At 70.8% G+C, this 20,872-nt stretch carries 18 protein-coding genes and 1 riboswitch; of the genes, 11 read left to right on the forward strand and 7 right to left on the reverse strand.

Features of this window, described 5'->3' with window-relative positions; translation table 11 throughout:
* Positions 1-104: 104 nt before the first annotated feature.
* From IE239_RS21560 to IE239_RS21585, 6 genes are all read left to right on the forward strand, one after another.
* Positions 105-1,415, forward strand: coding sequence for an HD-GYP domain-containing protein (locus tag IE239_RS21560; protein WP_190151007.1), 1,311 nt, complete (start codon positions 105-107; stop codon positions 1,413-1,415).
* Positions 1,412-2,683 (forward strand): HD-GYP domain-containing protein, encoded by a 1,272-nt coding sequence (locus IE239_RS21565; RefSeq protein ID WP_190151008.1) that lies wholly within the window; start codon positions 1,412-1,414, stop codon positions 2,681-2,683. Before IE239_RS21560 ends, IE239_RS21565 begins: the two co-directional genes overlap by 4 nt.
* Before the next feature lie 105 nt (positions 2,684-2,788).
* Positions 2,789-3,769, forward strand: a complete 981-nt coding sequence (locus tag IE239_RS21570; protein WP_190151009.1) for a tetratricopeptide repeat protein — start codon at positions 2,789-2,791, stop codon at positions 3,767-3,769.
* Positions 3,770-3,950: 181 nt separating this feature from the next.
* On the forward strand, positions 3,951-4,601 hold the full coding sequence (gene def, locus IE239_RS21575) for a peptide deformylase (RefSeq protein ID WP_190151010.1): 651 nt from the start codon (positions 3,951-3,953) through the stop codon (positions 4,599-4,601).
* A gap of 285 nt (positions 4,602-4,886) precedes the next feature.
* Positions 4,887-6,008: an epi-isozizaene synthase gene (cyc1, locus tag IE239_RS21580; protein WP_434093213.1), complete on the forward strand. Its 1,122-nt coding sequence runs from the start codon at positions 4,887-4,889 to the stop codon at positions 6,006-6,008.
* Positions 6,005-7,375, forward strand: a complete 1,371-nt coding sequence (locus tag IE239_RS21585; RefSeq protein ID WP_190151011.1) for a bifunctional albaflavenone monooxygenase/terpene synthase — start codon at positions 6,005-6,007, stop codon at positions 7,373-7,375. Before cyc1 ends, IE239_RS21585 begins: the two co-directional genes overlap by 4 nt.
* A gap of 10 nt (positions 7,376-7,385) precedes the next feature.
* On the opposite strand, the gene IE239_RS21590 is transcribed toward IE239_RS21585, so the two are convergent.
* Positions 7,386-8,351 carry a GlxA family transcriptional regulator gene (locus IE239_RS21590; RefSeq protein ID WP_190151012.1) on the reverse strand — a complete coding sequence of 322 codons (966 nt, stop codon included), beginning with the start codon at positions 8,349-8,351 and terminating at the stop codon, positions 7,386-7,388.
* 92 nt (positions 8,352-8,443) lie between these two features.
* Here IE239_RS21590 and IE239_RS21595 point away from each other — a divergent pair, with 92 nt between their 5' ends.
* Entirely contained in the window at positions 8,444-8,713 is a 270-nt protein-coding gene (locus IE239_RS21595; protein WP_190151013.1) for a hypothetical protein, read from the forward strand.
* On the opposite strand, the gene IE239_RS21600 is transcribed toward IE239_RS21595, so the two are convergent.
* The 6 genes from IE239_RS21600 to IE239_RS21625 form a co-directional block, all read right to left on the reverse strand.
* Positions 8,626-9,660: a ribonucleotide-diphosphate reductase subunit beta gene (locus IE239_RS21600; protein ID WP_190151014.1), complete on the reverse strand. Its 1,035-nt coding sequence runs from the start codon at positions 9,658-9,660 to the stop codon at positions 8,626-8,628. The genes IE239_RS21595 and IE239_RS21600 overlap by 88 nt on opposite strands.
* On the reverse strand, positions 9,660-12,044 hold the full coding sequence (locus IE239_RS21605) for a ribonucleoside-diphosphate reductase subunit alpha (RefSeq protein WP_190151015.1): 2,385 nt from the start codon (positions 12,042-12,044) through the stop codon (positions 9,660-9,662). Before IE239_RS21605 ends, IE239_RS21600 begins: the two co-directional genes overlap by 1 nt.
* 123 nt (positions 12,045-12,167) lie before the next feature.
* Positions 12,168-12,303, reverse strand: a riboswitch (cobalamin riboswitch).
* Between the two features lie 52 nt (positions 12,304-12,355).
* Positions 12,356-12,862 carry a GNAT family N-acetyltransferase gene (locus IE239_RS21610; protein WP_190151016.1) on the reverse strand — a complete coding sequence of 169 codons (507 nt, stop codon included), beginning with the start codon at positions 12,860-12,862 and terminating at the stop codon, positions 12,356-12,358.
* A gap of 106 nt (positions 12,863-12,968) precedes the next feature.
* Positions 12,969-14,594 carry a monocarboxylate uptake permease MctP gene (gene mctP / locus IE239_RS21615; protein WP_190151017.1) on the reverse strand — a complete coding sequence of 542 codons (1,626 nt, stop codon included), beginning with the start codon at positions 14,592-14,594 and terminating at the stop codon, positions 12,969-12,971.
* Positions 14,591-14,884, reverse strand: a complete 294-nt coding sequence (locus IE239_RS21620; protein ID WP_190151018.1) for a DUF3311 domain-containing protein — start codon at positions 14,882-14,884, stop codon at positions 14,591-14,593. The genes mctP and IE239_RS21620 overlap by 4 nt, the downstream gene beginning before the upstream one ends.
* A 100-nt stretch (positions 14,885-14,984) precedes the next feature.
* On the reverse strand, positions 14,985-15,749 hold the full coding sequence (locus IE239_RS21625; protein ID WP_190151019.1) for a GntR family transcriptional regulator: 765 nt from the start codon (positions 15,747-15,749) through the stop codon (positions 14,985-14,987).
* 372 nt (positions 15,750-16,121) lie between these two features.
* Here IE239_RS21625 and IE239_RS21630 point away from each other — a divergent pair, with 372 nt between their 5' ends.
* The 4 genes from IE239_RS21630 (at position 16,122) to IE239_RS21645 (ending at position 20,870) form a co-directional block, all read left to right on the forward strand.
* Positions 16,122-17,402, forward strand: coding sequence for an extracellular solute-binding protein (locus tag IE239_RS21630; RefSeq protein WP_190151020.1), 1,281 nt, complete (start codon positions 16,122-16,124; stop codon positions 17,400-17,402).
* A gap of 74 nt (positions 17,403-17,476) precedes the next feature.
* Positions 17,477-18,475: a carbohydrate ABC transporter permease gene (locus tag IE239_RS21635; RefSeq protein ID WP_190151021.1), complete on the forward strand. Its 999-nt coding sequence runs from the start codon at positions 17,477-17,479 to the stop codon at positions 18,473-18,475.
* Positions 18,472-19,356: a carbohydrate ABC transporter permease gene (locus IE239_RS21640; protein WP_190151022.1), complete on the forward strand. Its 885-nt coding sequence runs from the start codon at positions 18,472-18,474 to the stop codon at positions 19,354-19,356. The genes IE239_RS21635 and IE239_RS21640 overlap by 4 nt, the downstream gene beginning before the upstream one ends.
* 8 nt (positions 19,357-19,364) lie before the next feature.
* The gene (locus IE239_RS21645) at positions 19,365-20,870 is read left to right on the forward strand and encodes a glycoside hydrolase family 3 protein (protein WP_190151023.1); all 1,506 of its coding nucleotides are present in this window, start codon (positions 19,365-19,367) and stop codon (positions 20,868-20,870) included.
* Positions 20,871-20,872: the final 2 nt, after the last annotated feature.

Here is a 20,872-nt window from a genome sequence, read left to right on the forward strand (position 1 = left end):
CTCCGCGTCACCCGAATGTGCTAACCCGCGGGTGATACGCCCGCGAGCCGCCCCCGGCCGTCCTAGGCTCCTGAGCCCGGACAGGCACGGCTGGGGGAGGCGTCATGGAGGGGAGTCCGGCGCGGGCACGCGGCTACGTCGCCTGTGCCGCCCTCGGCGCCCTGCTCTGTCTGCTCCCGCTGCCGGGCCTGCGGACCCCCTGGTGGGCCGTCGCCCTGCTCGCCGCCCTGTACGCCGGGGGCGAGCAGATCGCCCGGCGCAGGTTCGCCGGCACCTTCCACCCCGTGCTGCTCGCCGGGGCCTTCCTGCTGGCACCGCCCGCAGCCGCCCTGGTGCCGCTGCCCGGGGCGCTGTTCTCGCACGTCGAGCAGCCCCCCGCCCTGCTGCGCCGGATCTGGCGGGCCGTCCAGTCGGCGCTCGCCGTGTGGGCCGCGTCCCGGGTGCACGGGGCGCTCGGCGGCCGTGAGGCCGTGGCCGCCTCCGACGTGCCCTTCGCCCTCGCGCCGGCCGGCGCGGCGGTGCTGGTGTTCTGCGCCGCGCTCGCCCTCCTGGACGGCGGGATGCTCGCGCTCGCCGAGGGGCTGCCGCTGCGGCAGGCCTGCCGCGGGCTGTTCTTGCGCTCCCTCGCCCCCCTCGCCGTGCACGGGCTGGCCGGGCTGATGACGGCCGTGCTGTGGCGCAGCCCGTACGGTCCCGTGGCCGCGCTGCTCGTGCTGTTCCCGATGGGCGTGTCCTGGTGGGTCTTCGCGCAGTACCACCGCGAGCGCGCCGCCCACCAGGCGACGATCCGCGCGCTGGTGCAGGCCGTCGACATCAAGGACGGCTACACCCGCGGACACAGCGAACGCGTCGGCCAGGCCTCGATGATGATCGCCCGCGAACTCGGCATGGACGAGGCCCGGATCGAGGTGCTCCGCTTCGCCGGCATCCTGCACGACGTCGGCAAACTCGGCGTCCCCACCCGGCTGTTGCGCAAGAACGGACCGCTGACGCCCGAAGAACGCCGGGTGATCGAGCTGCACCCCGAGTACGGGCACGAGATCACCCGGGGCATCTCCTTTCTCGGCGAGGCCCGCTCGGCGATCCTCCACCACCACGAACGCATCGACGGCACCGGCTATCCGTACGGCCTGGCAGGCGCCCAGATCCCCGAGCCCGCGCGCGTGGTCGCCGTCGCGGACGCCTTCGACGCGATGACGTCCACCCGGTCCTACAGCCGCGCCCGGCCGGTCGAGGCGGCCCTGGAAGAGCTGCGCCGGTGCGCCGGAGCCCACTTCGACCCCCGGATGGTCACGGCGCTGGCCCGGGTCGTCGAAAGAGAAGGCTGGCGCCCGGTGGTGACCGCCGAGGAGACCCGGCCCGCCCTCCCCTCGCCCGCGCAGCCCTCCGAGGACCGGTCCGGGGCCAGCCGATGACCGGTCGCCGCGGCCTCGTCGCCCTGCGCGCCGCCGCGGGCCTGCTCGTCGCCGGCTGCCTCCTCGTCACGTTCCTGACCGGCGTGGACCAGCGGCCCATGGCGCTCGCCTTCGGGATCGTCGTCGCCGTGGGCGAGCTGCCCCTTCTGGACCCGCGGCTCCTCCCGGACGAGACGCCCGCCGACGGGCCAGGACCGCGCGAGCGCGCGCCGCTCGGCGCGGCCGGCGCGCTGGCGTACGCGCTGGTCGGCGAGCACGCCGGACACCCCACCCACCACGGGGTCGCGCAGGTCGTCGTGGTCGTCGCCGCCGCCTCCCTGCTCGGCAGCGTGCCGTGTCTGGCGCGCGGAGAGGGCCCCGTCCTCGACCATCTGGTCCGGCGCGTCCTGGCCGTCGGATTCGCCGCCGTCTGCTTCCAGCCGCTCTACACCCGCGGGGTGTTCGACGACTGGTGCGGCCCGGCCTACGTGCTGCTGCTGCTCGCGCTGCTGGTCCTGACCGTCCTGTGCGACGCCGTGCTCGCCGCCGCGCTCGCCTGCTCCCGCACCGGCTGGCCGTTCGCCCCGCTGCTGCGGGACGAACTGCGGGCGGTGCCCGGGATCGGCTCGGCGGTCTGCGCGACGGGCACGGTGATGGCGCTCGCGGTCGCCGTGGTCGGGCTGTGGGCGCTGCCCGTGTTCTCGGTGCCGCTGCTGCTCACCCAGCTGTCGCTGCGCCGGTACGCGGCCGTGCGGGCCACCTATCGGCAGACCATCGCCTCCCTGGCCCGCGCCACCGAGATCGCCGGATACACCCCGGCCGGGCACGCCCGCCGGGTCGCGGCCCTCAGCCAGTCCGTGGGCCGCGATCTGCGGCTGCCGGAGCCCGAGCTGACCGTTCTGGAGTACGCGGCCCTGATGCACGACATCGGACAGCTGAGCCTCGTCGACCCGGTCCCGGCCGGGGCCACCGCCGGCCTGGCCGCGGCGGAGCAGCGGCGGATCGCGCTGCTCGGCGGGGCCGTCGTCCGCCAGACCGGGGCGAGCGCCCAGGTGGCGACGGTGGTGGAGCGGCAGGCCGACCCCTACCCGGAGCAACCGGTGGCGGCCCGGATCGTCCGGGTGGTGAACGCATACGACGAGAAGGTCCGGGGCAGCGGTCCAGGCGGGGCCCTGAGCGCCCTGGAGGAGCTGCGTCTGGGCGCCGGCGGGGAGTACGCCCCGGAGGTGGTCGAGGCGCTGGCCCGGGTGCTGACGAAAGGCCGTCTGACCTTGTCCTCGGGTGGGTAACCCATGGGTAATGAGCGGCCCTGCGGCCACACGTGGTTGGATGCGAGGGAGACAGTGTCCGGGGGCACTGGCCAGCCCACAGAACGGAACTGGCAGGCGGGAATCGTGAGGATCTTCGGCAAGGGACGGCACCGGCCCTCCGCCTCCTGGCGGCAGGCCACCGACCGCGCGTTCACGCTGATCGGCGACGGGCGGTACGAGGACGCCGGCGCGCTGCTGACACGTGCCGCCGACCTGGAACCCTGGTTGTCCGAGTCCTGGTTCAACCTCGCCCTGCTGCACAAGTTCCGGCACGACTGGGAGCAGGCCCGTACGGCGGGTCTGCGGGCCGTCGCGCTGCTGGACCGCGGGGCCGGGGCCCCCGACTGGTGGAACGTCGGGATCGCCGCGACCGCTCTGCAGGACTGGCCGCTGGCCCGCCGGGCCTGGCAGGCGTACGGGCTGCATGTGCCCGGCGAGGCCACCGGCGCGGGCGAGCCCGTCGGGATGGAGCTGGGCAGTGCGGCCGTGCGGCTGTCGCCCGAGGGCGAGGCCGAGGTGGTGTGGGGGCGCCGGCTGGACCCCGCCCGCATCGAGGTGCTGTCGATCCCGCTGCCCTCCTCCGGGCGGCGCTGGGGCGAGGTCGTGCTGCACGACGGCGTGCCGCACGGCGAGCGGACCACCGCGACCGGCCACTCCTACCCGGTCTTCGACGAGATCGAGCTGTGGGCCCCGTCCCCGGTGCCGACCTGGGTGGTCCTCCTGGAGGCGGCCTCCGAGTCGGACCGCGACGCGCTGGAGCAGCTGGCCGCCGACGCGGGCTTCGCGGCGGAGGACTGGTCCTCGTCGGTGCGGCTGCTGTGCCGGATGTGCTCGGAGTCCCGGATGCCCTCCGACGAGGGCGACGGCGAGCATCTCGATCCGCACGACCACAGCGAGCCCGGGCATCCGGGTCCGCTCGGCCATCGCACGGACGGCCAGCTGTGGGTTCCCGAGCGGGAGTGCGGGGTGGCCGCGCCGGCTTCCCTCGTCCGGGGGCTGCTGGACGGGTGGGTCGCCGACAGTCCCGGCTCGAGAGGCTGGCGCGACCTCGAAGAGGTGTGCTGACCGTCGTCGGCCGCGGGTTCGCCCTGGCGGGTCGTTCCCCCCGCTCCCGGCTCCGCCCGGGCGGGGGAGCCGTTCACGGCGGTGTCGCGCATCGATACGGTCCGCGCCTTCGAGGGGTGCCCTGCCCGTACCCTGTATCGAGCATTCACCCCCTGTCTGTTTGAGGAAGGCATCGTCGGTCATGGCGCAGCAGGACACCGATCAGCAGCACGCGGGCGTGCTCCCCGTGGACGACGAGGGCTTCGTCATCGACACCGAGAAGACGGAGGAGCGCGAGCTGGCCTGGCGTGAGGCCGGCGTCTCGCGGCCGATCACCGTCGTCGGGAACCCGGTGCTGCACAAGGAGTGCGGGGACGTCACCGAGTTCGACGAGGAGCTGCGGCGGCTGGTCGCGGACATGTTCGCCTCGCAGCACACCGCCGAGGGCGTGGGCCTGGCCGCCAACCAGATCGGCGTCGGACTGAAGGTCTTCGTCTACGACTGCCCCGACGACGACGGCGTCCGGCACACCGGCGTCGTCTGCAACCCCAGGCTGGTGGAACTGCCCGCGGACCGGCGGCGGCTGGACGACAGCAACGAGGGCTGTCTGTCGGTGCCCACCGCCTACGCGCCGCTCGCCCGCCCCGACTACGCCGAAGTCACCGGGCAGGACGAGCACGGCAACCCGATCAAGGTGCGCGGCACCGGGTATTTTGCACGGTGTTTGCAGCACGAGACCGATCATCTGTACGGGTACCTCTACATCGACCGGCTGTCCAAGCGGGAGCGCAAGGACGCCCTGCGGCAGATGGCCGAGAACGAGCCCCGCTACCCCGTGGTCGCCAACGACTGAGCTCGACCCACGCCCACGCGACGCCCGGCCGGGAGGCATCCCGGCCGGGCGTCGTTCGTGCGGCCGTCGGACGTTCGATCGTTTACGCGCATATGCCGCGCATCAGCTGATCCATAACCAGTCAGCCCGGGGCGGATTCTCGGTATACAGGGGTAGTGAATGAAGCAAGTCCGTTCCCAGAACGGTCGGTTGTAGGGCTGAATGGGAAGTGCGGGGATACGCAACGGCGCACGCCCGGCACGGTGGGAGAGGTGTGCGTCCACCGGCGGCTGAGAGGGGTTGTTCGTGCCAGCCTTCCGATACAGCACCACATACAGCACCACATACGGCACCAGATACGGCACCACTGCGACGGTGGCCGCGCCCGCGGTCCCTCCCTCGCTCGCTCTTCCGGTCATTGAGGCGACGTTTCCCCGGCAACTGCACCCGTATTGGCCCCGGTTGCAGGAGAACACCCGCTCCTGGCTGCTGGAAAGGCAGTTGATGCCTGCGGACAAGGTCGCCGAATATGCCGACGGTCTGTGCTATACGGACTTGATGGCGGGCTACTACCTCGGCGCGCCCGAAGAGGTCATGCAGGCCATCGCGGACTACAGCGCGTGGTTCTTCGTCTGGGACGACAGGCACGACCGTGACGTCGTGCACGGCCGCGCCTCGTCCTGGCGGCGACTCAGGTTCCGCTTGCACGCGGCTCTGGACTCCCCGGCGGCTCATCTGCGGCATCGGGACCCACTCGTCGCCGGACTCGCGGACGGAGTGGCCCGGCTGTACGCCTTCCTCCCCGGCACCTGGAACGCGCGGTTCGCACGTCACTTCCACGCCGTGATCGAGGCCTACGACCGCGAATTCCACAACCGAGTCGAAGGACGCATTCCCGGTGTCGAGGAATACCTCGCGCTGCGACGGCTGACCTTCGCGCACTGGATCTGGACCGATCTGCTGGAGGCGAGTGCGGGGTGCGAACTCCCGGTCGCGGTGCGGAAACACCCGGCCTATCGGCGGGCGGCCCTGCTCAGCCAGGAATTCGCCGCCTGGTACAACGACCTCTGCTCGCTGCCCAAGGAATTAGCAGGCGATGAGGTGCACAATCTCGGCATCAGTCTCATCGCCCATGAGGGAATGACCCTGGAGGAGGCGGTCGAAGAACTCCGCCGACGCATCGAGGAATGCATATCCGAATTCCTCGTCGTCGAGAAGGACGTCCTGGTTCTCGCCGACCGACTCGACGACGGGACGGTGCGCGGAAGGGAACTCGGCACCGCCGTCCGAGCCTGCCTCGGCAATATGCGCAACTGGTTCAGTTCCGTCTACTGGTTCCACCACGAGTCCGGCCGTTACATGGTGGACAGCTGGGACGACCGGTCCACGCCCCCGTACGTCGACAACGAAGCGGCAGGTGAGAAATGACCGTCGAGTCGGTGAATCCCGTGACCCCCGGGGCCCGGGAACCGAGTGAGCCGCCGGTGGCCGGTGGCGGGGTCCCGCTCCTCGGGCACGGCTGGAAGCTGGCCCGCGACCCGCTCGCCTTCATGGCGCGGCTGCGCGACGACGGCGACGTCGTACGCCTCAGGCTCGGCCCCAAGACGGTGTACGCCGTCACCGCTCCGGACCTCACCGGGGCCCTGGCGCTCAGTCCGGACTACATCATCTCCGGGCCCCTGTGGGAGTCCCTGGAGAGCCTGCTCGGCAAGGAAGGCGTGGCCACGGCCAACGGCCCGCTCCACCGCCGGCAGCGGCGCACGATCCAGCCCGCGTTCCGGCTCGACGCCATCCCAGGCTACGGGCCGATCATGGAGGAGGAGGCCCACGCGCTCGTCGAGCGGTGGACGAAGGGCGAGGTCCTCGACGTCACCGCGGAGGCCTTCCGGGTGTCCGTGCGCATCTCGGCCCGCTGTCTGATGCGCGGCAGCTATATGGACGCCCGGTCCGAGCGCATCACCTCCGCGCTCGCCACGCTGTTCGCCGGTATGTACCAGCGCATGGTCGTGCCGCTGGGGCCGCTTTATCGGGTACCGGTTCCGGCCAATCGCGCATTCAACCGCGCGCTGGCCGATCTGCATCGGCTGGTGGACGAGATCGTCGCCGACCGCAGGGCCTCCGGTCAAAAACCGAACGATTTGCTGACGGCTTTGCTGGAGGCGAAGGACGAGAATGGCGAACCCATCGGGGAACAGGAGATCCACGACCAGGTCGTCGCGATACTCACCCCGGGCAGCGAAACCGCCGGCTCAGTGGTCATGTCGCTGCTCCACGTCCTCACCGAGCACCCGGATCAGGTGGACAAGATCCGCGAAGAGGTGAAAGGCGTTGTCGGTGACCGGCCGGTCGCTTTCGCCGACGTCCGAAAGCTCCAGCACACCGCCAATGTCGTCGTCGAGACCATGCGGCTGTATCCCGCCGTCTGGATATTGACCCGGCGCGCGGTGACCGACACGGAGCTCGGCGGATACCGCATTCCCGCCGGAGCCGACATCGTGTACAGCCCGTACGCGGTTCAGCGCGATCCGCGGTCGTACGAGCGGCACACCGAGTTCGACCCCGACCGCTGGCTGCCGGGCCGCTCCCCGAAGCTGCCGAAATACGCCATGACGCCGTTCGGCGTCGGCAATCGCAAGTGCCCGAGCGACCACTTCTCGATGGCCGAACTGACGCTGATCACGGCGGTGGTGGCGAACGCGTTCCGCTTCGAGCCGGCGCCCGGCTCCGACAACCGGACGCACATCGGCATCACGCTCCGGCCGCGCCGCCTGCTGCTGCGGGCGATACCCCGGTGAGGGCCGCGGCTCAGGCCACGGCCTGCGGACCGCGGAACGTGCGCCGGTAGGCGTGCGGGGTCGTCCCCAACGCCTGCACGAACTGGTGGCGCAGCGCGCCCGCCGTGCCGAACCCGGCACGCCAGGCGATCGCGTCCACCGTCTCGTCCGTCGCCTCCAGCAGGTGCTGTGCCAGCAGCACCCGCTGGCGCAGCAGCCATCGGTAGGGGGTCGTGCCCGTCTCCTGCTGGAAGCGCCGGGCGAAGGTGCGCGGCGACATGTGGGCGCGTTCGGCGAGCTGCTCGACGGTGACCTCCTCGTCGAGGTGCTGTTCCATCCAGGCGAGCACCTCGCCGACGGTGTCGCACCGCGACCGGGGCAGCGGCCGCTCGATGTACTGGGCCTGGCCGCCGTCCCGGTGCGGCGGCACCACCATCCGCCGGGCGATCCGGTTGGCGATCTCGGGGCCCTGCTCCTTGCGGACGATGTGCAGACAGGCGTCGATGCCCGCGGCCGTCCCGGCGGAGGTGATCACCGGGTCCTCGTCGACGTAGAGCACGTCCGGCTCCACCGTCGTGCGCGGATACTGCCGGGCCAGCTGTTCGGCGTGCCGCCAGTGCACCGCGCAGCGCCGTCCGTCCAGCAGACCCGCCGCGGCCAGCACGAACGCCCCGGAGCAGACGCTGAGCACGCGCGTGCCCCGGTCCACGGCCCGGCGCAGCGCGTCGAGCAGCTCCGGCGGGAAGTCCCGGCTGCCGTAGGTCTCCCCGGCGGGGACGGCGATCAGGTCGGCGCTCTCCAGCCGTTCGAGCCCGTGCCGGGTGCCCAGGGTGAAGCCCGCGTGGGTGCTCAGCGTCGGCCCCTCGGCCGAGGCGACGGCGAAGTCGTAGACCGGCAGTCCCTCGTCGCTCCGGTCGATCCCGAAGACCTCGCAGACCACGCCCAGTTCGAAGGGGTGGACACCGTCCAGCAGGATCACGGCCACGTTGTTCAGCATGCCGCCAGTGTGCACCGGAAGTGGCAGTAATTTGAAGGTGTGCGGCAGTCCTGCCACTGTCAGGAGCGTCCGACGCGTACGACGCTTACCTCATGAACGCACTCACCGCATACCTCACCGTCCTGGCCCTCTTCCTGCTCCTCGCGGGTCCGGCGCTCGTGGGACTTCGCCACGAGCGCCGGATCGACCGTCAGGTGAAGGCCGCGGAAGCACAGGCCGCCCGGGAAGCACAGGAAGCGCAGGGCGTGCGGCCCGTGCGGTCCGGGGCTCCGGGTCAGAAGTCCTGGTCCAGGTCGACGGTGCCCTCCACCGCGACCTGGTACGCCGACGGACGGCGCTCGAAGAAGTTGGTCAGCTCCTGAACGCCCTGCAGCTCCATGAAGGAGAACGGGTTCTCCGAGCCGTACACCGGGGCGAAGCCGAGCCGCGACAGCCGCTGGTCGGCGACGCACTCCAGGTACTGCCGCATGGAGTCGGTGTTCATACCCGGCAGACCCTCGCCGCACAGGTCGCGCGCGAACTGCAGCTCGGCCTCGACGGCCTCCCGGAGCATGTCGACGACCTGCTCCTCGAGCCGCTCGTCGAAGAGCTCCGGCTCCTCCTTGCGCACGGTGTCGACCACCTCGAAGGCGAAGCTCATGTGCATCGTCTCGTCGCGGAACACCCAGTTGGTGCCGGTCGCCAGGCCGTGCAGCAGGCCTCGGCTGCGGAACCAGTAGACGTACGCGAAGGCCCCGTAGAAGAACAGCCCCTCGATGCAGGCGGCGAAGCAGATCAGGTTGAGCAGGAAGCGGCGGCGGTCGGCCTGGGACTCCAGCCGCTCCAGCTTCTCGACCTCGTTGATCCACTTGAAGCAGAATCCGGCCTTCTCACGGATGGAGGGGATGTTCTCCACCGCGTCGAAGGCGGCCGCCCGGTCCTGCGGATCGGGCAGGTACGTGTCCAGCAGCGTCAGATAGAACTGGACGTGCACGGCCTCCTCGAACAGCTGCCTGGACAGGTACAGGCGCGCCTCGGGGGAGTTGATGTGCTTGTACAGCGTCAGCACGAGGTTGTTCGCCACGATCGAGTCGCCCGTCGCGAAGAACGCGACCAGCCGGCCGATCATGTGCTGCTCGCCCTCGGACAGCTTCGCCAGGTCGGCGACGTCCGAGTGGAGGTCGACCTCCTCGACGGTCCAGGTGTTCTTGATGGCGTCCCGGTAGCGCTCGTAGAAGTCGGGGTAGCGCATGGGACGCAGGGTCAGCTCGAAGCCCGGGTCGAGCAGGTTCTTCTCGGCCTTCTCGGCCTTCTCGGGTGCGGTGGTCATTACTGGCAGGCCTCGCAGGACTCGGGGTTCTCAAGGGAGCAGGCGACGGCCTCGGGGTCGGCCGCCTGCTGCACGGGGACGGTCTTCTCGGGCTGCGCCTGGGCCCGGGCGGCGCGCGCGATGCGGGTCGCCGGGCGCGAGCGCAGGTAGTACGTCGTCTTCAGGCCCGACTTCCAGGCGTACGCGTACATGGAGGAGAGCTTGCCGATGGTCGGCGTCTCCAGGAACAGGTTCAGGGACTGGGCCTGGTCCAGGTACGGCGTGCGGGCGGCGGCCATGTCGATCAGGCCGCGCTGCGGGATCTCCCACGCCGTGCGGTACAGCGCCCGCACCTCCGCCGGGATCCACGCGAAGCCCTGCACGGAGCCGCTGGACTCGCGCAGCGCCTCACGGGTGCGGGCGTCCCAGACGCCGAGCTCCTTCAGGTCCTGCACCAGGTACGAGTTGACCTGGAGGAACTCGCCGGACAGCGTCTCGCGCTTGAACAGGTTGGACACCTGCGGCTCGATGCACTCGTACACCCCCGCGATGGAGGCGATCGTGGCGGTGGGCGCGATGGCGAGCAGCAGCGAGTTGCGCAGCCCGGTCGCGGCGATCCGCTCGCGCAGGGCGGCCCAGCGCTCCGGCCAGGCGAACGTGACGCCGTAGTGGTCGGGGTGCAGCACGCCGCGGGCGGTACGGGTCTTGTCCCAGGCGGGGAGGGGGCCGTTGCGCTCGGCGAGGTCGGCGGAGGCCTCGTACGCGGCGAGCATCACGCGCTCGGCGATACGGGTGGAGAGGGCCTTGGCCTCGGGTGAGTCGAAGGGGACGCGCAGCTTGAAGAAGACGTCCTGCAGACCCATCGCGCCCAGTCCGACCGGACGCCAGCGGGCGTTGGAGCGGCCGGCCTGCTCGGTCGGGTAGAAGTTGATGTCGACGACGCGGTCGAGGAAGGTGACGGCCGTGCGGACGGTCTCGTCCAGCCGCTCCCAGTCGAGGTCGCCGCTCGCCGTGTCGACGAACGCGCCCAGGTTCACCGAGCCCAGGTTGCACACGGCCGTCTCGCCGTCGTCCGTGACTTCCAGGATCTCCGTGCAGAGGTTCGAGGAGTGGACGACATGGCCCGGCTCGGCCGTCTGGTTGGCGGTGCGGTTGGCGGCGTCCTTGAAGGTCATCCAGCCGTTGCCGGTCTGCGCGAGGGTGCGCATCATGCGGCCGTACAGGTCACGGGCCGCAATGGTCTTCCGGGCCAGACCGGCGGCCTCGGCCCTGCGGTAGGCCGCGTCGAACTCGTCGCCCCACAGGTCGACCAGCTCGGGCACGTCGGCGGGGGAGAACAGCGACCACGGCTGGTCGGCGTCGACCCGGCGCATGAACTCGTCGGGGATCCAGTGCGCGAGGTTCAGGTTGTGCGTACGCCGGGCGTCCTCGCCGGTGTTGTCGCGCAGCTCCAGGAACTCCTCGATGTCGGAGTGCCAGGTCTCCAGGTAGACGGCGGCCGCGCCCTTGCGCCGGCCGCCCTGGTTCACGGCGGCGACCGAGGCGTCCAGCGTCTTCAGGAAGGGCACGATGCCGTTGGAGTGCCCGTTCGTGCCGCGGATCAGCGAACCGCGGCTGCGGATGCGGGAGTACGACAGTCCGATGCCGCCGGCGTGCTTCGACAGGCGGGCCACCTGGTGGTAGCGGTCGTAGATGGAGTCCAGCTCGTCCAGCGGGGAGTCGAGGAGGTAGCAGGACGACATCTGGGGGTGCCGGGTGCCGGAGTTGAAGAGCGTGGGGGAGGACGGAAGGTAGTCCAGCCGGCTCATCAGCCCGTAGAGCGCGGCGACCTCGTCCACGGCGCGGGCCGTGTCGTCCTCGGCGAGGCCGGAGGCGACGCGCAGCAGGAAGTGCTGGGGCGTCTCGACGACCTTGCGGGTGATGGGGTGCCGCAGGAGGTAGCGGCTGTGCAGGGTGCGCAGTCCGAAGTAGCCGAAGCGGTCGTCGGCCCGTTCGTCGATCAGCGCGTCGAGGCGGGCCGCGTGGACGCGCACGAACTCGGCGGTGCGGTCCGCGATCAGACCCTCGCGGTGGCCGACGGCGACCGAAGCGGTGAAGGACGTGACGCCCTGGGAGGCGGCCTCCGCGGCGATGCTGATCGTCAGCAGCCGGGCGGCCAGCTTCGAGTAGGCGGGGTCCTCGGAGATCAGACCGGCGGCAGCCTCCGTGGCCAGCTCGCGCAGCTCCGCGGTGATCTCGGAGGCGACCCGCGCAGACCGGCCGCGCAGGGCCGCGGCGGCGACCCGGCCGGGGTCGGCGTCGGGCAGGTCGGCGGTCAGCTCGGTCAGGGTACGCAGCAACGCGGTCCCGGGACCGTCGGTCTCCAGTTCGGCGACTGAAACCGGTTCGGCTGGCGCGATGGTCACGTGGGGCTCTCCCTCGCTCGGCGGGGGCCTGGCGCAGGGCAGGCGGCAGCACACGAGCGCGCGGGGGCGTCGCGTCCACCGGCCCACTCCGCGAGGCCTGGACGTCAGGGCGCCCGGACCGGACGGCCGGGCACGCTGTCGGCAGGACCTCGGACTGAACAGGCGTGCGCATAACGGCATGGATGCACGCGAGTACACCGTTGCGGGACAGTTCCGGATTCGCACCGGATTCCCCTGCGGCGACAGCGAGCATGAGCATACATCTTGTGCTCGCCCGTCATGTCACCCCCAGATGTTGTGTCGCGGTGGTTTCAGAGCGTCAACTGATAGGTGAGCAGAGTGATGTCGGCGGTCTCCGGCAGGGGGCTCCAGTCCCGCTCCGGTGTGCGGACGAAGCCGAGGCGTGCGTAGATCCGGTGGGCGGCGTGCATGGTGCTCTGCGTCGACAGCACGACCGCCGTGCGGCCCCCCGTGCCGCGCGCCCGCTCGACGCAGGCCCGTACGAGGGCCTCGCCTGTCCCTCTGCCGCGGCCTGCCCGCCCGACCGCGAGCATCCTGATCTCCGCCTCCCCGGGACGCGCGATGTCGGCCATGGGGCCGGGGCCCGGGACGAAGGTGACTCCGCCCAGCACCCGCTCCCCGTCAACGGCCACCAGGACCTCGGCGGCGGCCGCCCGTTTCGCCACGTCCCTCAGCTCGTGCAGATACGCGTCGCTCTCGCCGAAGTCGAGGAGGCCGTCGTCCAGGTAGGCGCGGGCGGTGAGGTCGCCGAGGGCCCCGAACTCGGCGGGGAGCGCGGTCCGGATGTCGATGTCCATACCGGACAGTGTGCTTCAACCGCACGAGAGCGGGCCGCCGGATTTCTCCGACGGCCCGTTCCCCGGCGCCGGGCGCGCGAACTCGCGTGACCGGGTCAGGCAGCCCCTAGTGGGACGTCCCCGCCGTCGCCGCCGGCAGCTCCACCTGCACGCCCGGGTCGCCCGCGTCCGCCGTGTAGTCCTCCGGCTTCGTCTGGTCGATGCCCTCGGGGGCCTTGGCCGCCTTCAGGACGAACGTCAGGACCACCGCGACGACGACGTTGAGGACGAACGCCGTGAGGCCGATGTAGCCGATCTCCCCGATGCCCGGGATCTCCTTCGACGAGCCGCCGAAGTGCGCTTGCGTCGGGGAGGCGACCCCGTACGCGGCGAAGGTGCCGTAGACCATGCCGACCGCCCAGCCCGCCAGCAGGGCCCAGCGGTGGAACCAGCGGGTGAACAGGCCGCCCACGAGGGACGGGAAGGTCTGCAGGATCCAGATGCCGCCGAGCAGTTGGAAGTTGATGGCCACCGTCTTGTCCATGGTGAGGACGAAGACCAGGGCGCCCACCTTCACCAGCAGCGAGACCAGCTTGGAGACCTTCGTCTCCTGCGCGGGAGTCGCGTCCGGTTTGATGAAGTCCTTGTAGATGTTGCGGGTGAAGAGGTTCGCGGCCGCGATCGACATGATGGCCGCCGGCACCAGCGCGCCGATGCCGATCGCCGCGAACGCCACACCGGCGAACCAGGACGGGAACATGTCCTCGAACAGCTGCGGGATCGCGAGCTGCCCGTTGGTGACCTTGACCCCGGCCGCGATCGCCATGAAGCCCAGCAGCGCGAGCAGCCCCAGCATCAGCGAGTACAGCGGCAGGATCGTGGTGTTGCGGCGGATCACCTCACGGCTGCGCGACGACAGCGTCGCCGTGATGGAGTGCGGGTACATGAACAGCGCCAGCGCCGAGCCCAACGCCAGTGTCGCGTACGTCCACTGGCCCGGCTCCGCGGGAGCGAGCGCGCCGCGCGGCTTGCCCGTCGCCGGGTTGGTCTGGCTGAACGCCTCGCCCGCCTTGGCGAAGATGTCGTCGAACCCGCCCAGCTTGATCGGGATGTAGATGATCGCCACCGCGATGACGATGTAGATCAGCGTGTCCTTCACGAAGGCGATCAGCGCGGGGGCCCGCAGACCCGAGGAATACGTGTAGGCCGCCAGCACGCCGAAGGCGATCAGCAGCGGCAGGTCCTTCACGAACCAGTTGGTGTTCTCGCCGCCGCCGACGCCCATCACGTCGAGCACGGCCTGGATGCCGACCAGTTGGAGCGCGATGTAGGGCATCGTCGCCAGGATGCCGGTGACGGCGACCGCCAGCGACAGGCCCTTCGAGCCGAAGCGGCCCCGCACGAAGTCGGAGGTCGTCACATAGCCGTGCTTGTGCGACACCGACCACAGACGCGGCAGGAACGTGAAGATGAGCGGATACACCAGGATCGTGTAGGGCACCGCGAAGAAGCCGGCCGCGCCCGCCGCGTAGATCGCCGCCGGCACGGCGACGAAGGTGTACGCGGTGTACAGGTCCCCGCCGAGCAGGAACCAGGTCACCCAGGTGCCGAACGACCGGCCGCCCAGGCCCCATTCGTCGAGACTGTCGTGCTCGGCCTTGCGCCAGCGCGCGGCCAGGAAGCCCATGGCCGTGACGGCCAGGAAGAAGAAGATGAAGACGGCGAGCGCCACGCCGTTCACGCCGTCCTTCACTCCGACGCACCGCCCTTCGGGGAGGCGCCGGAGGAAGCCGGGGCGGCGGCCACGCGGCCGCGCCGGTCACGCTGCCACAGCTTGTACGCCGTCACGGTCAGCGCGGCGGAGAGGGGCACCCACAGCATCTGGTACCAGTAGAAGAAGGGGATCCCGATGAACACCGGGTCCACCTTCGCGTACGAACCCACCCACAGCATCGCCACGAAGGGCGCCAGCAGACAGAGGGCGATGACGACGCGCACAGGCGTCACCACCGGCCCTCCGCTCACTTCCGGGGTCTCTGACATCGGCGGCTCCGTCCCCTCATCCGATCGCCTTGATCACATGTGTAATGCGCAGGCAATGTAAGGGACGGACAGGGTCGGCGGAAGGCTCTCCACAGACCCTCTACTCGACGGGCCTCTTCAGCCGCGCCACGAACTTGTACCGGTCGCCCCGGTACACCGACCGCACCCACTCCACCGGCCGGCCCGTCCTGTCCAGCGAGTGGCGGGAGAGCATCAGCATGGGCAGGCCCACGTCGGTGCCGAGCAGGCCCGCCTCACGGGGGGTGGCCAGGGACGTCTCGATGGTCTCCTCGGCCTCGGCGAGATGGACGTCGTAGACCTCGGCCAGGGCGGTGTACAGCGAGGTGTACTTGGCCAGCGACCGGCGCAGGGCCGGGAAGCGCTTCGCCGACAGATGGGTCGTCTCGATGGCCATCGGCTCGCCGTTGGCCATGCGCAGGCGCTCGATGCGCAGCACCCGGCCGCCGGCCGTGATGTCGAGCAGAGCGGCGAGGCGGTCGTCGGCGGTGACGTAGCCGACGTCCAGCAGCTGCGACGTCGGTTCGAGTCCCTGGGCGCGCATGTCCTCGGTGTACGAGGTGAGTTGCAGCGCCTGCGACACCTTCGGCTTGGCGACGAAGGTGCCCTTGCCCTGGATGCGCTCCAGCCGGCCCTCGACCACGAGCTCCTGGAGGGCCTGACGGACGGTCGTGCGCGAGGTGTCGAACTCGGCCGCCAGGGTGCGCTCCGGCGGGACCGGAGTGCCCGGCGACTGGGTCTCGGTGATGTCGAGCAGATGCTTCTTCAGGCGGTAGTACTTGGGCACACGCGCGGTACGGACGGTCGCCCCACCCTCGTTCTCCGCACTGCTGACGTCGGTGCTCATGGCCTGCCTTCCCGGCTGCGGGTGCCGAAACGGCCGACACACCGTCGGCCGCGGCTCAATCGTGGCACGGGCGCGGCGATGCGCGCGCCGCCGTCCCGTGATCCTTCTGTATACCGTCGCAACCTTTGCTGGTCTAGTCCACCAGGGTAAATGGTCTACCGGACCGACCGCCCTCTGGGTGGATGTTTTCGACGGCTTCTTACTTAAAGGTTCCTGCATATGTAGGTCGCATAACGGCTGGTCGGAGGGGGTTCGGCCACCCTTGACAGGCCTATTGGCCTGAGCCAAGCTCTGCGCACTGGTCTACACCATTGGTCCAGATCGAGGTCCCGGCCCGTGGGCGGGGGGTGTGGCATCCCTGAGGAGGATGGCGTGAAGCGCAAGCTGACAGCCGCGATCGGTATCGCGGGCATGATGGTCTCCATCGCGGCGTGCGGGGACGACAGCGGCAGCGGGGACTCGAAGGGCACGGACGCCAAGGAACTGACCGTCTGGCTCACCGTCGACGCGCAGAACAACTGGCCCGAGCTGGTGAAGGCCGCCGACGCCGCCGTGCAGAAGGCGCACCCCGGCGTCAGGATCAACCACGAGTACTACGGCTGGCCGGACAAGAACGCCAAGCTCGACGCGGTCCTCGCCACCGACAAGGCCCCCGACGTGGTCGAGATGGGCAACACCGAGATGCTCGGCTACATGGTCAAGGGCGCGTTCGCCCCCCTCGACACCGCCCGGTTCGACAACTCCTCGGCCTGGCTCGACGGCCTCAAGGCGTCGGTGAGCTACGACGGCAAGACCTACGGCGTGCCGTACTACGCCGGCGGCCGCGTGGGCAACTGGCGCAAGGACCTCTTCGCCGCGGCCGGCGTCAAGTCCGCGCCCAGGACGTACGCGGAGCTGACCGCCGCCCTGGACAAGGTCCAGAAGAGGGAGGGCGACAAGTTCTCCGCCTGGTACCAGCCCACCCGTGACTGGTACGCGGCCATGTCGTTCGTCTACGACGCCGGCGGCTCCATCGCCAAGGAGGAAGGCGGCCGTTGGAAGGCCGGCCTCTCCTCGCCCGAGGCGCTCAAGGGCCTGAACGAGTTCAAGACGGTCGTCGACAAGTACATGCACGGCGACAGGACCAAGGACGAGTCGGACCGCTACATCGTCTACGGCCAGGGCAGGTCCGGCATGATCTTCGGCGCGGCCTGGGAGGGCGCGACCTCCGCCGACCCGAAGAACGACAAGACCGGCAAGCTCAAGGACAACCTCGAGAACTTCGTGATGCCCGGCCCGTCCGGCAAGAACCTGCCCGTCTTCCTGGGCGGTTCCGACCTCGCCGTCCCGGTCAGGTCCCACGCGCAGGCCCTCGCCGCCGAGTGGATCAACGCCTTCACCGGCCCCGCCGGCCAGAAGGGACTGATGGCCAAGGGCAACCTGCCCAACAACAAGACCGATCTCGCGACCCTCAAGAACGACCCGAAGACGGCCGTCCCGGCCACCGCGGCCGAGTCCAGCTGGTTCGTCCCCATGGCCCCCGGCTGGGGCCACGTCGAGAAGGCCCAGGTGCTGCAGACCATGCTGCAGAGCATCGGCACCGGCAAGAAGTCGGTCGAGGCCGCCGCGAAGGACGCGGACGCCGCGATCGACAAGGTCATCAACGACAAGTGACCTGAGAGCAGGGCCCCGCAGCGGGCAGGGCCCTGCTCCCCGTACGACCCGAGGGACCGCTGAGGAGCGCGCGGATGAGTGCCGCAGACACGACCACTGCCGAAGTGCCGCCGACGCGGCAGTCGCCACCGCCGCCACCGGCCGGCGAGGCGGACGCCAGGAGACCCCGCGGCGGCCGCGGTCCGGGCGGGACCGCCTCCCCCTGGCTGCTCCTGGCCCCCTGTCTGCTGGTCCTCGTCCTGGTGATGGGTTATCCCCTGGCCCGGCTGGTCACCCTCTCCTTCCAGAAGTTCGGGCAGTCCCAGCTGTGGGGCTTCCAGCCGGCCGAGTCGGTGGGTTTCGGCAACTTCGCGGACGTGCTGGGCGACGCCGAGTTCTGGCGGGTCGTCCTGCGCACGATCGTGTTCGCGGCCGGCTGCGTGATCGTGACCATGGTCCTCGGCATGCTGGTCGCGCTGCTCCTCCAGCGCGTCTCCGGCTGGGTGAAGACCCTCGTCAACATCGCGCTCGTGGCCGGCTGGGGCATGCCGGTCATCGTCGCCACCACCGTCTTCAAGTGGCTGTTCGACTCCGACTACGGGATCCTCAACGCGGTGCTGAGCCGACTGCCCGGCGTCGACCTGATCGGCCACAACTGGTTCGCGAGCGGGCCGCAGGGCCTCGCGGTGATCATGCTGCTGGTGATCTGGGGCGCGGTGCCCTTCGTGGTGATCACCCTCAGCGCCGGCCTCACCCAGGTCCCGGCCGAACTCGAGGAGGCGGCCCGCCTCGACGGCGCCGGCGCCTGGGGCGTCTTCCGGTACGTCACCCTGCCCGTCCTCAAGCCGGTCGTCGTGATGCTCACGACCCTGTCGGTCATCTGGGACATGGGCGTCTTCCCCCAGGTCTTCGTGATGCGCAACGGGCATCCGGAGGCCGAGTTCCAGCTGCTGACGACGTACTCCTACGACCGCGCGTTCGTCGTCAACGACTACGGCCAGGGTTCGGCGATCGCCCTGGTCACCGTGGTGCTGCTGCTCGGGGTGGTCGCCGTCTACATGCGTCAGATGCTGAAGATCGGAGAGGTCGAATGAGCGCCATCGCCTCCGGGGCGAACCCGGCCGGAGACCGGCCCCGGCCCCGACTCCGGCCCCGGCGCCGGAAGTCCAAGGCCGGCTGGAACCTCCTCGGCCTGTTCGTCTTCGCCGTGGCGGGATTCCCCGTCTACTGGATGCTCAACACGGCGTTCAAGCCGGCGAAGGACGCCATCGACCCCGACCCGAGCCTGCTGCCGACGGGCCTCACCCTGTCCAACTTCAGCCGCGCGCTGCACATCGCCGACTTCTGGGGACCGGTGGGCCGCAGCCTGACCGTCTCCCTGGCGGTCGTCGCGATCGGCGTCGTCGTCGGCCTGCTGGCCGCCCTCGCCATCTCCCGGTTCGCCTTCCGCGGCCGCAGGATCGTGATCGTCGGCATCCTGGCCGTCCAGATGATCCCGCTCGTCGCCATGATCATCCCGGTCTTCCTGCTGCTCAACGACCTGGGCCAGTACGACAGGCTCTCCGGCCTGATCCTCACGTACCTGACCTTCATCCTCCCCTTCACGGTGTGGACGCTGCGCGGGTTCATCGTCAACATCCCGAAGGAGCTGGAGGAGGCCGCGATGGTGGACGGCTGCAGCCGCACCGGGGCCTTCGTCCGCGTCGTCTTCCCGCTGCTGGCCCCCGGCATGGTCGCCACCTCGGTCTACGGCTTCATCCAGGCCTGGAACGAGTACCTGTACGCCCTGATGCTGCTCAGCCAGAAGAACCAGACCGCGACCGTCTGGCTCAGCAACTTCTCCACCAAGCACGGCACCGAGTACGCCCCGATGATGGCCGGCGCCACGATGATGGCCGTACCGATCGTCGCCCTGTTCCTGCTCGTCCAGCGCAAGATGGCCGCGGGGCTGACCGCGGGCGCCGTGAAGGGATGACGCCCCCGATGACGACGATCGCCGACGGCGCCGGCACACTCACCCGCGACGCCCTGACGGTCCTGCAACCCGGCTTCCCCGGCACCACCGCCCCCGACTGGCTGCTGCGCCGGCTCGGCGAGGGCCTGGCGTCGGTGGGACTGTTCGGCAGGAACATCGCATCGCCCGAACAACTCGCCGCGCTGACCGCCCAGTTGCGCACCGAGCGGGACGACGTCCTGGTCGCGGTCGACGAGGAGGGGGGAGACGTCACGCGCCTGGAGGTGCGCACCGGCTCCAGCTTCCCCGGCAACCACGCCCTGGGCGCGGTGGACGACGTCTCGCTCACCCTGGAGGTCGCCGCCGAGCTGGGCCGGCGTCTCGCCGAGAGCGGCGTCAACCTCAACTGGGCGCCCTCCGCCGACGTCAACTCCAACCCGGCGAACCCGGTGATCGGCGTCCGCTCCTTCGGCGCCGCCCCCGGCCTGGTCGCCCGGCACACCGCCGCCTACGTCACCGGCCTGCAGTCGGCGGGCGTGGCGGCCTGCACCAAGCACTTCCCCGGCCACGGGGACACCGCCGTCGACTCCCACCACGCGCTCCCGCGCATCGACGCCGGCCCGGCCGTCCTGACCGAGCGCGAGCTGACCCCGTTCCGCGCGGCCATCGCCGCCGGCACCCGTGCCGTGATGAGCGCGCACATCCTGGTCCCGGCCCTGGACCCGGCCCGCCCGGCGACCCTCTCGCCCCGCATCCTCACCGAGCTCCTGCGCGACGAGCTCGGCTACGACGGCCTGATCGTCACCGACGGCATGGAGATGCGGGCGGTCGCGGCGACCTACGGCATCGAGCGCGGCAGCGTCCTCGCGATCGCCGCCGGCGCGGACGCCATCTGCGTGGGCGGCGGCCTCGCGGACGACGACACCGTGCGCCGGCTGCGCGACGCGCTGGTCACCGCCGTCCGCTCGGGCGAGCTGCCCGAGGAGCGCCTCGCGGACGCGGCGGAACGGGTCCGGACACTGGCGCGCTGGACGGCGGCGGGCCGCGGGCGGACGCCGGCCCCCGCAGGTGCGGCCGTGCGCGCCGACGTCGGCCTGATCGCGGCCCGCCGCGCCCTGCGGCTCACCGGCGGCGAGGTCTTCACGCCGCTCGTCGCCCCCCCGTTCGTCGCCTCGCTCACCCCCGTCACGAACATCGCCGTCGGCGACGAGACCCCGTGGGGCGTGGCCGCGGAACTGCTCCGGCTGCTGCCGGGCACGCGGACGGACGGCTTCACGGGCGCGGACGCCGGGCACGCGGCGCTGGCCGCGGCGGGGGAGCGGCGGATCGTCGCCGTGGTCCGCGACGAGCACCGGCACGCGTGGATGGCGGAGGCCCTCGACGTCCTCCTGGCGGCCCGCCCGGACACCGTCGTCGTCGAGATGGGCGTCCCCCAGGCCCCGCCCCGGGGCGCTCTGCACATCGCCACCCACGGAGCGGCCCGGGTCTGCGGCCGCGCGGCGGCGGAGGTCCTCGCGGCCGGCCCGCACGGCTGAGC

Origin of the sequence: Streptomyces humidus (assembly GCF_014649655.1) — a bacterium.
Taxonomy (GTDB): Bacteria; Actinomycetota; Actinomycetes; order Streptomycetales; family Streptomycetaceae; genus Streptomyces; species Streptomyces humidus.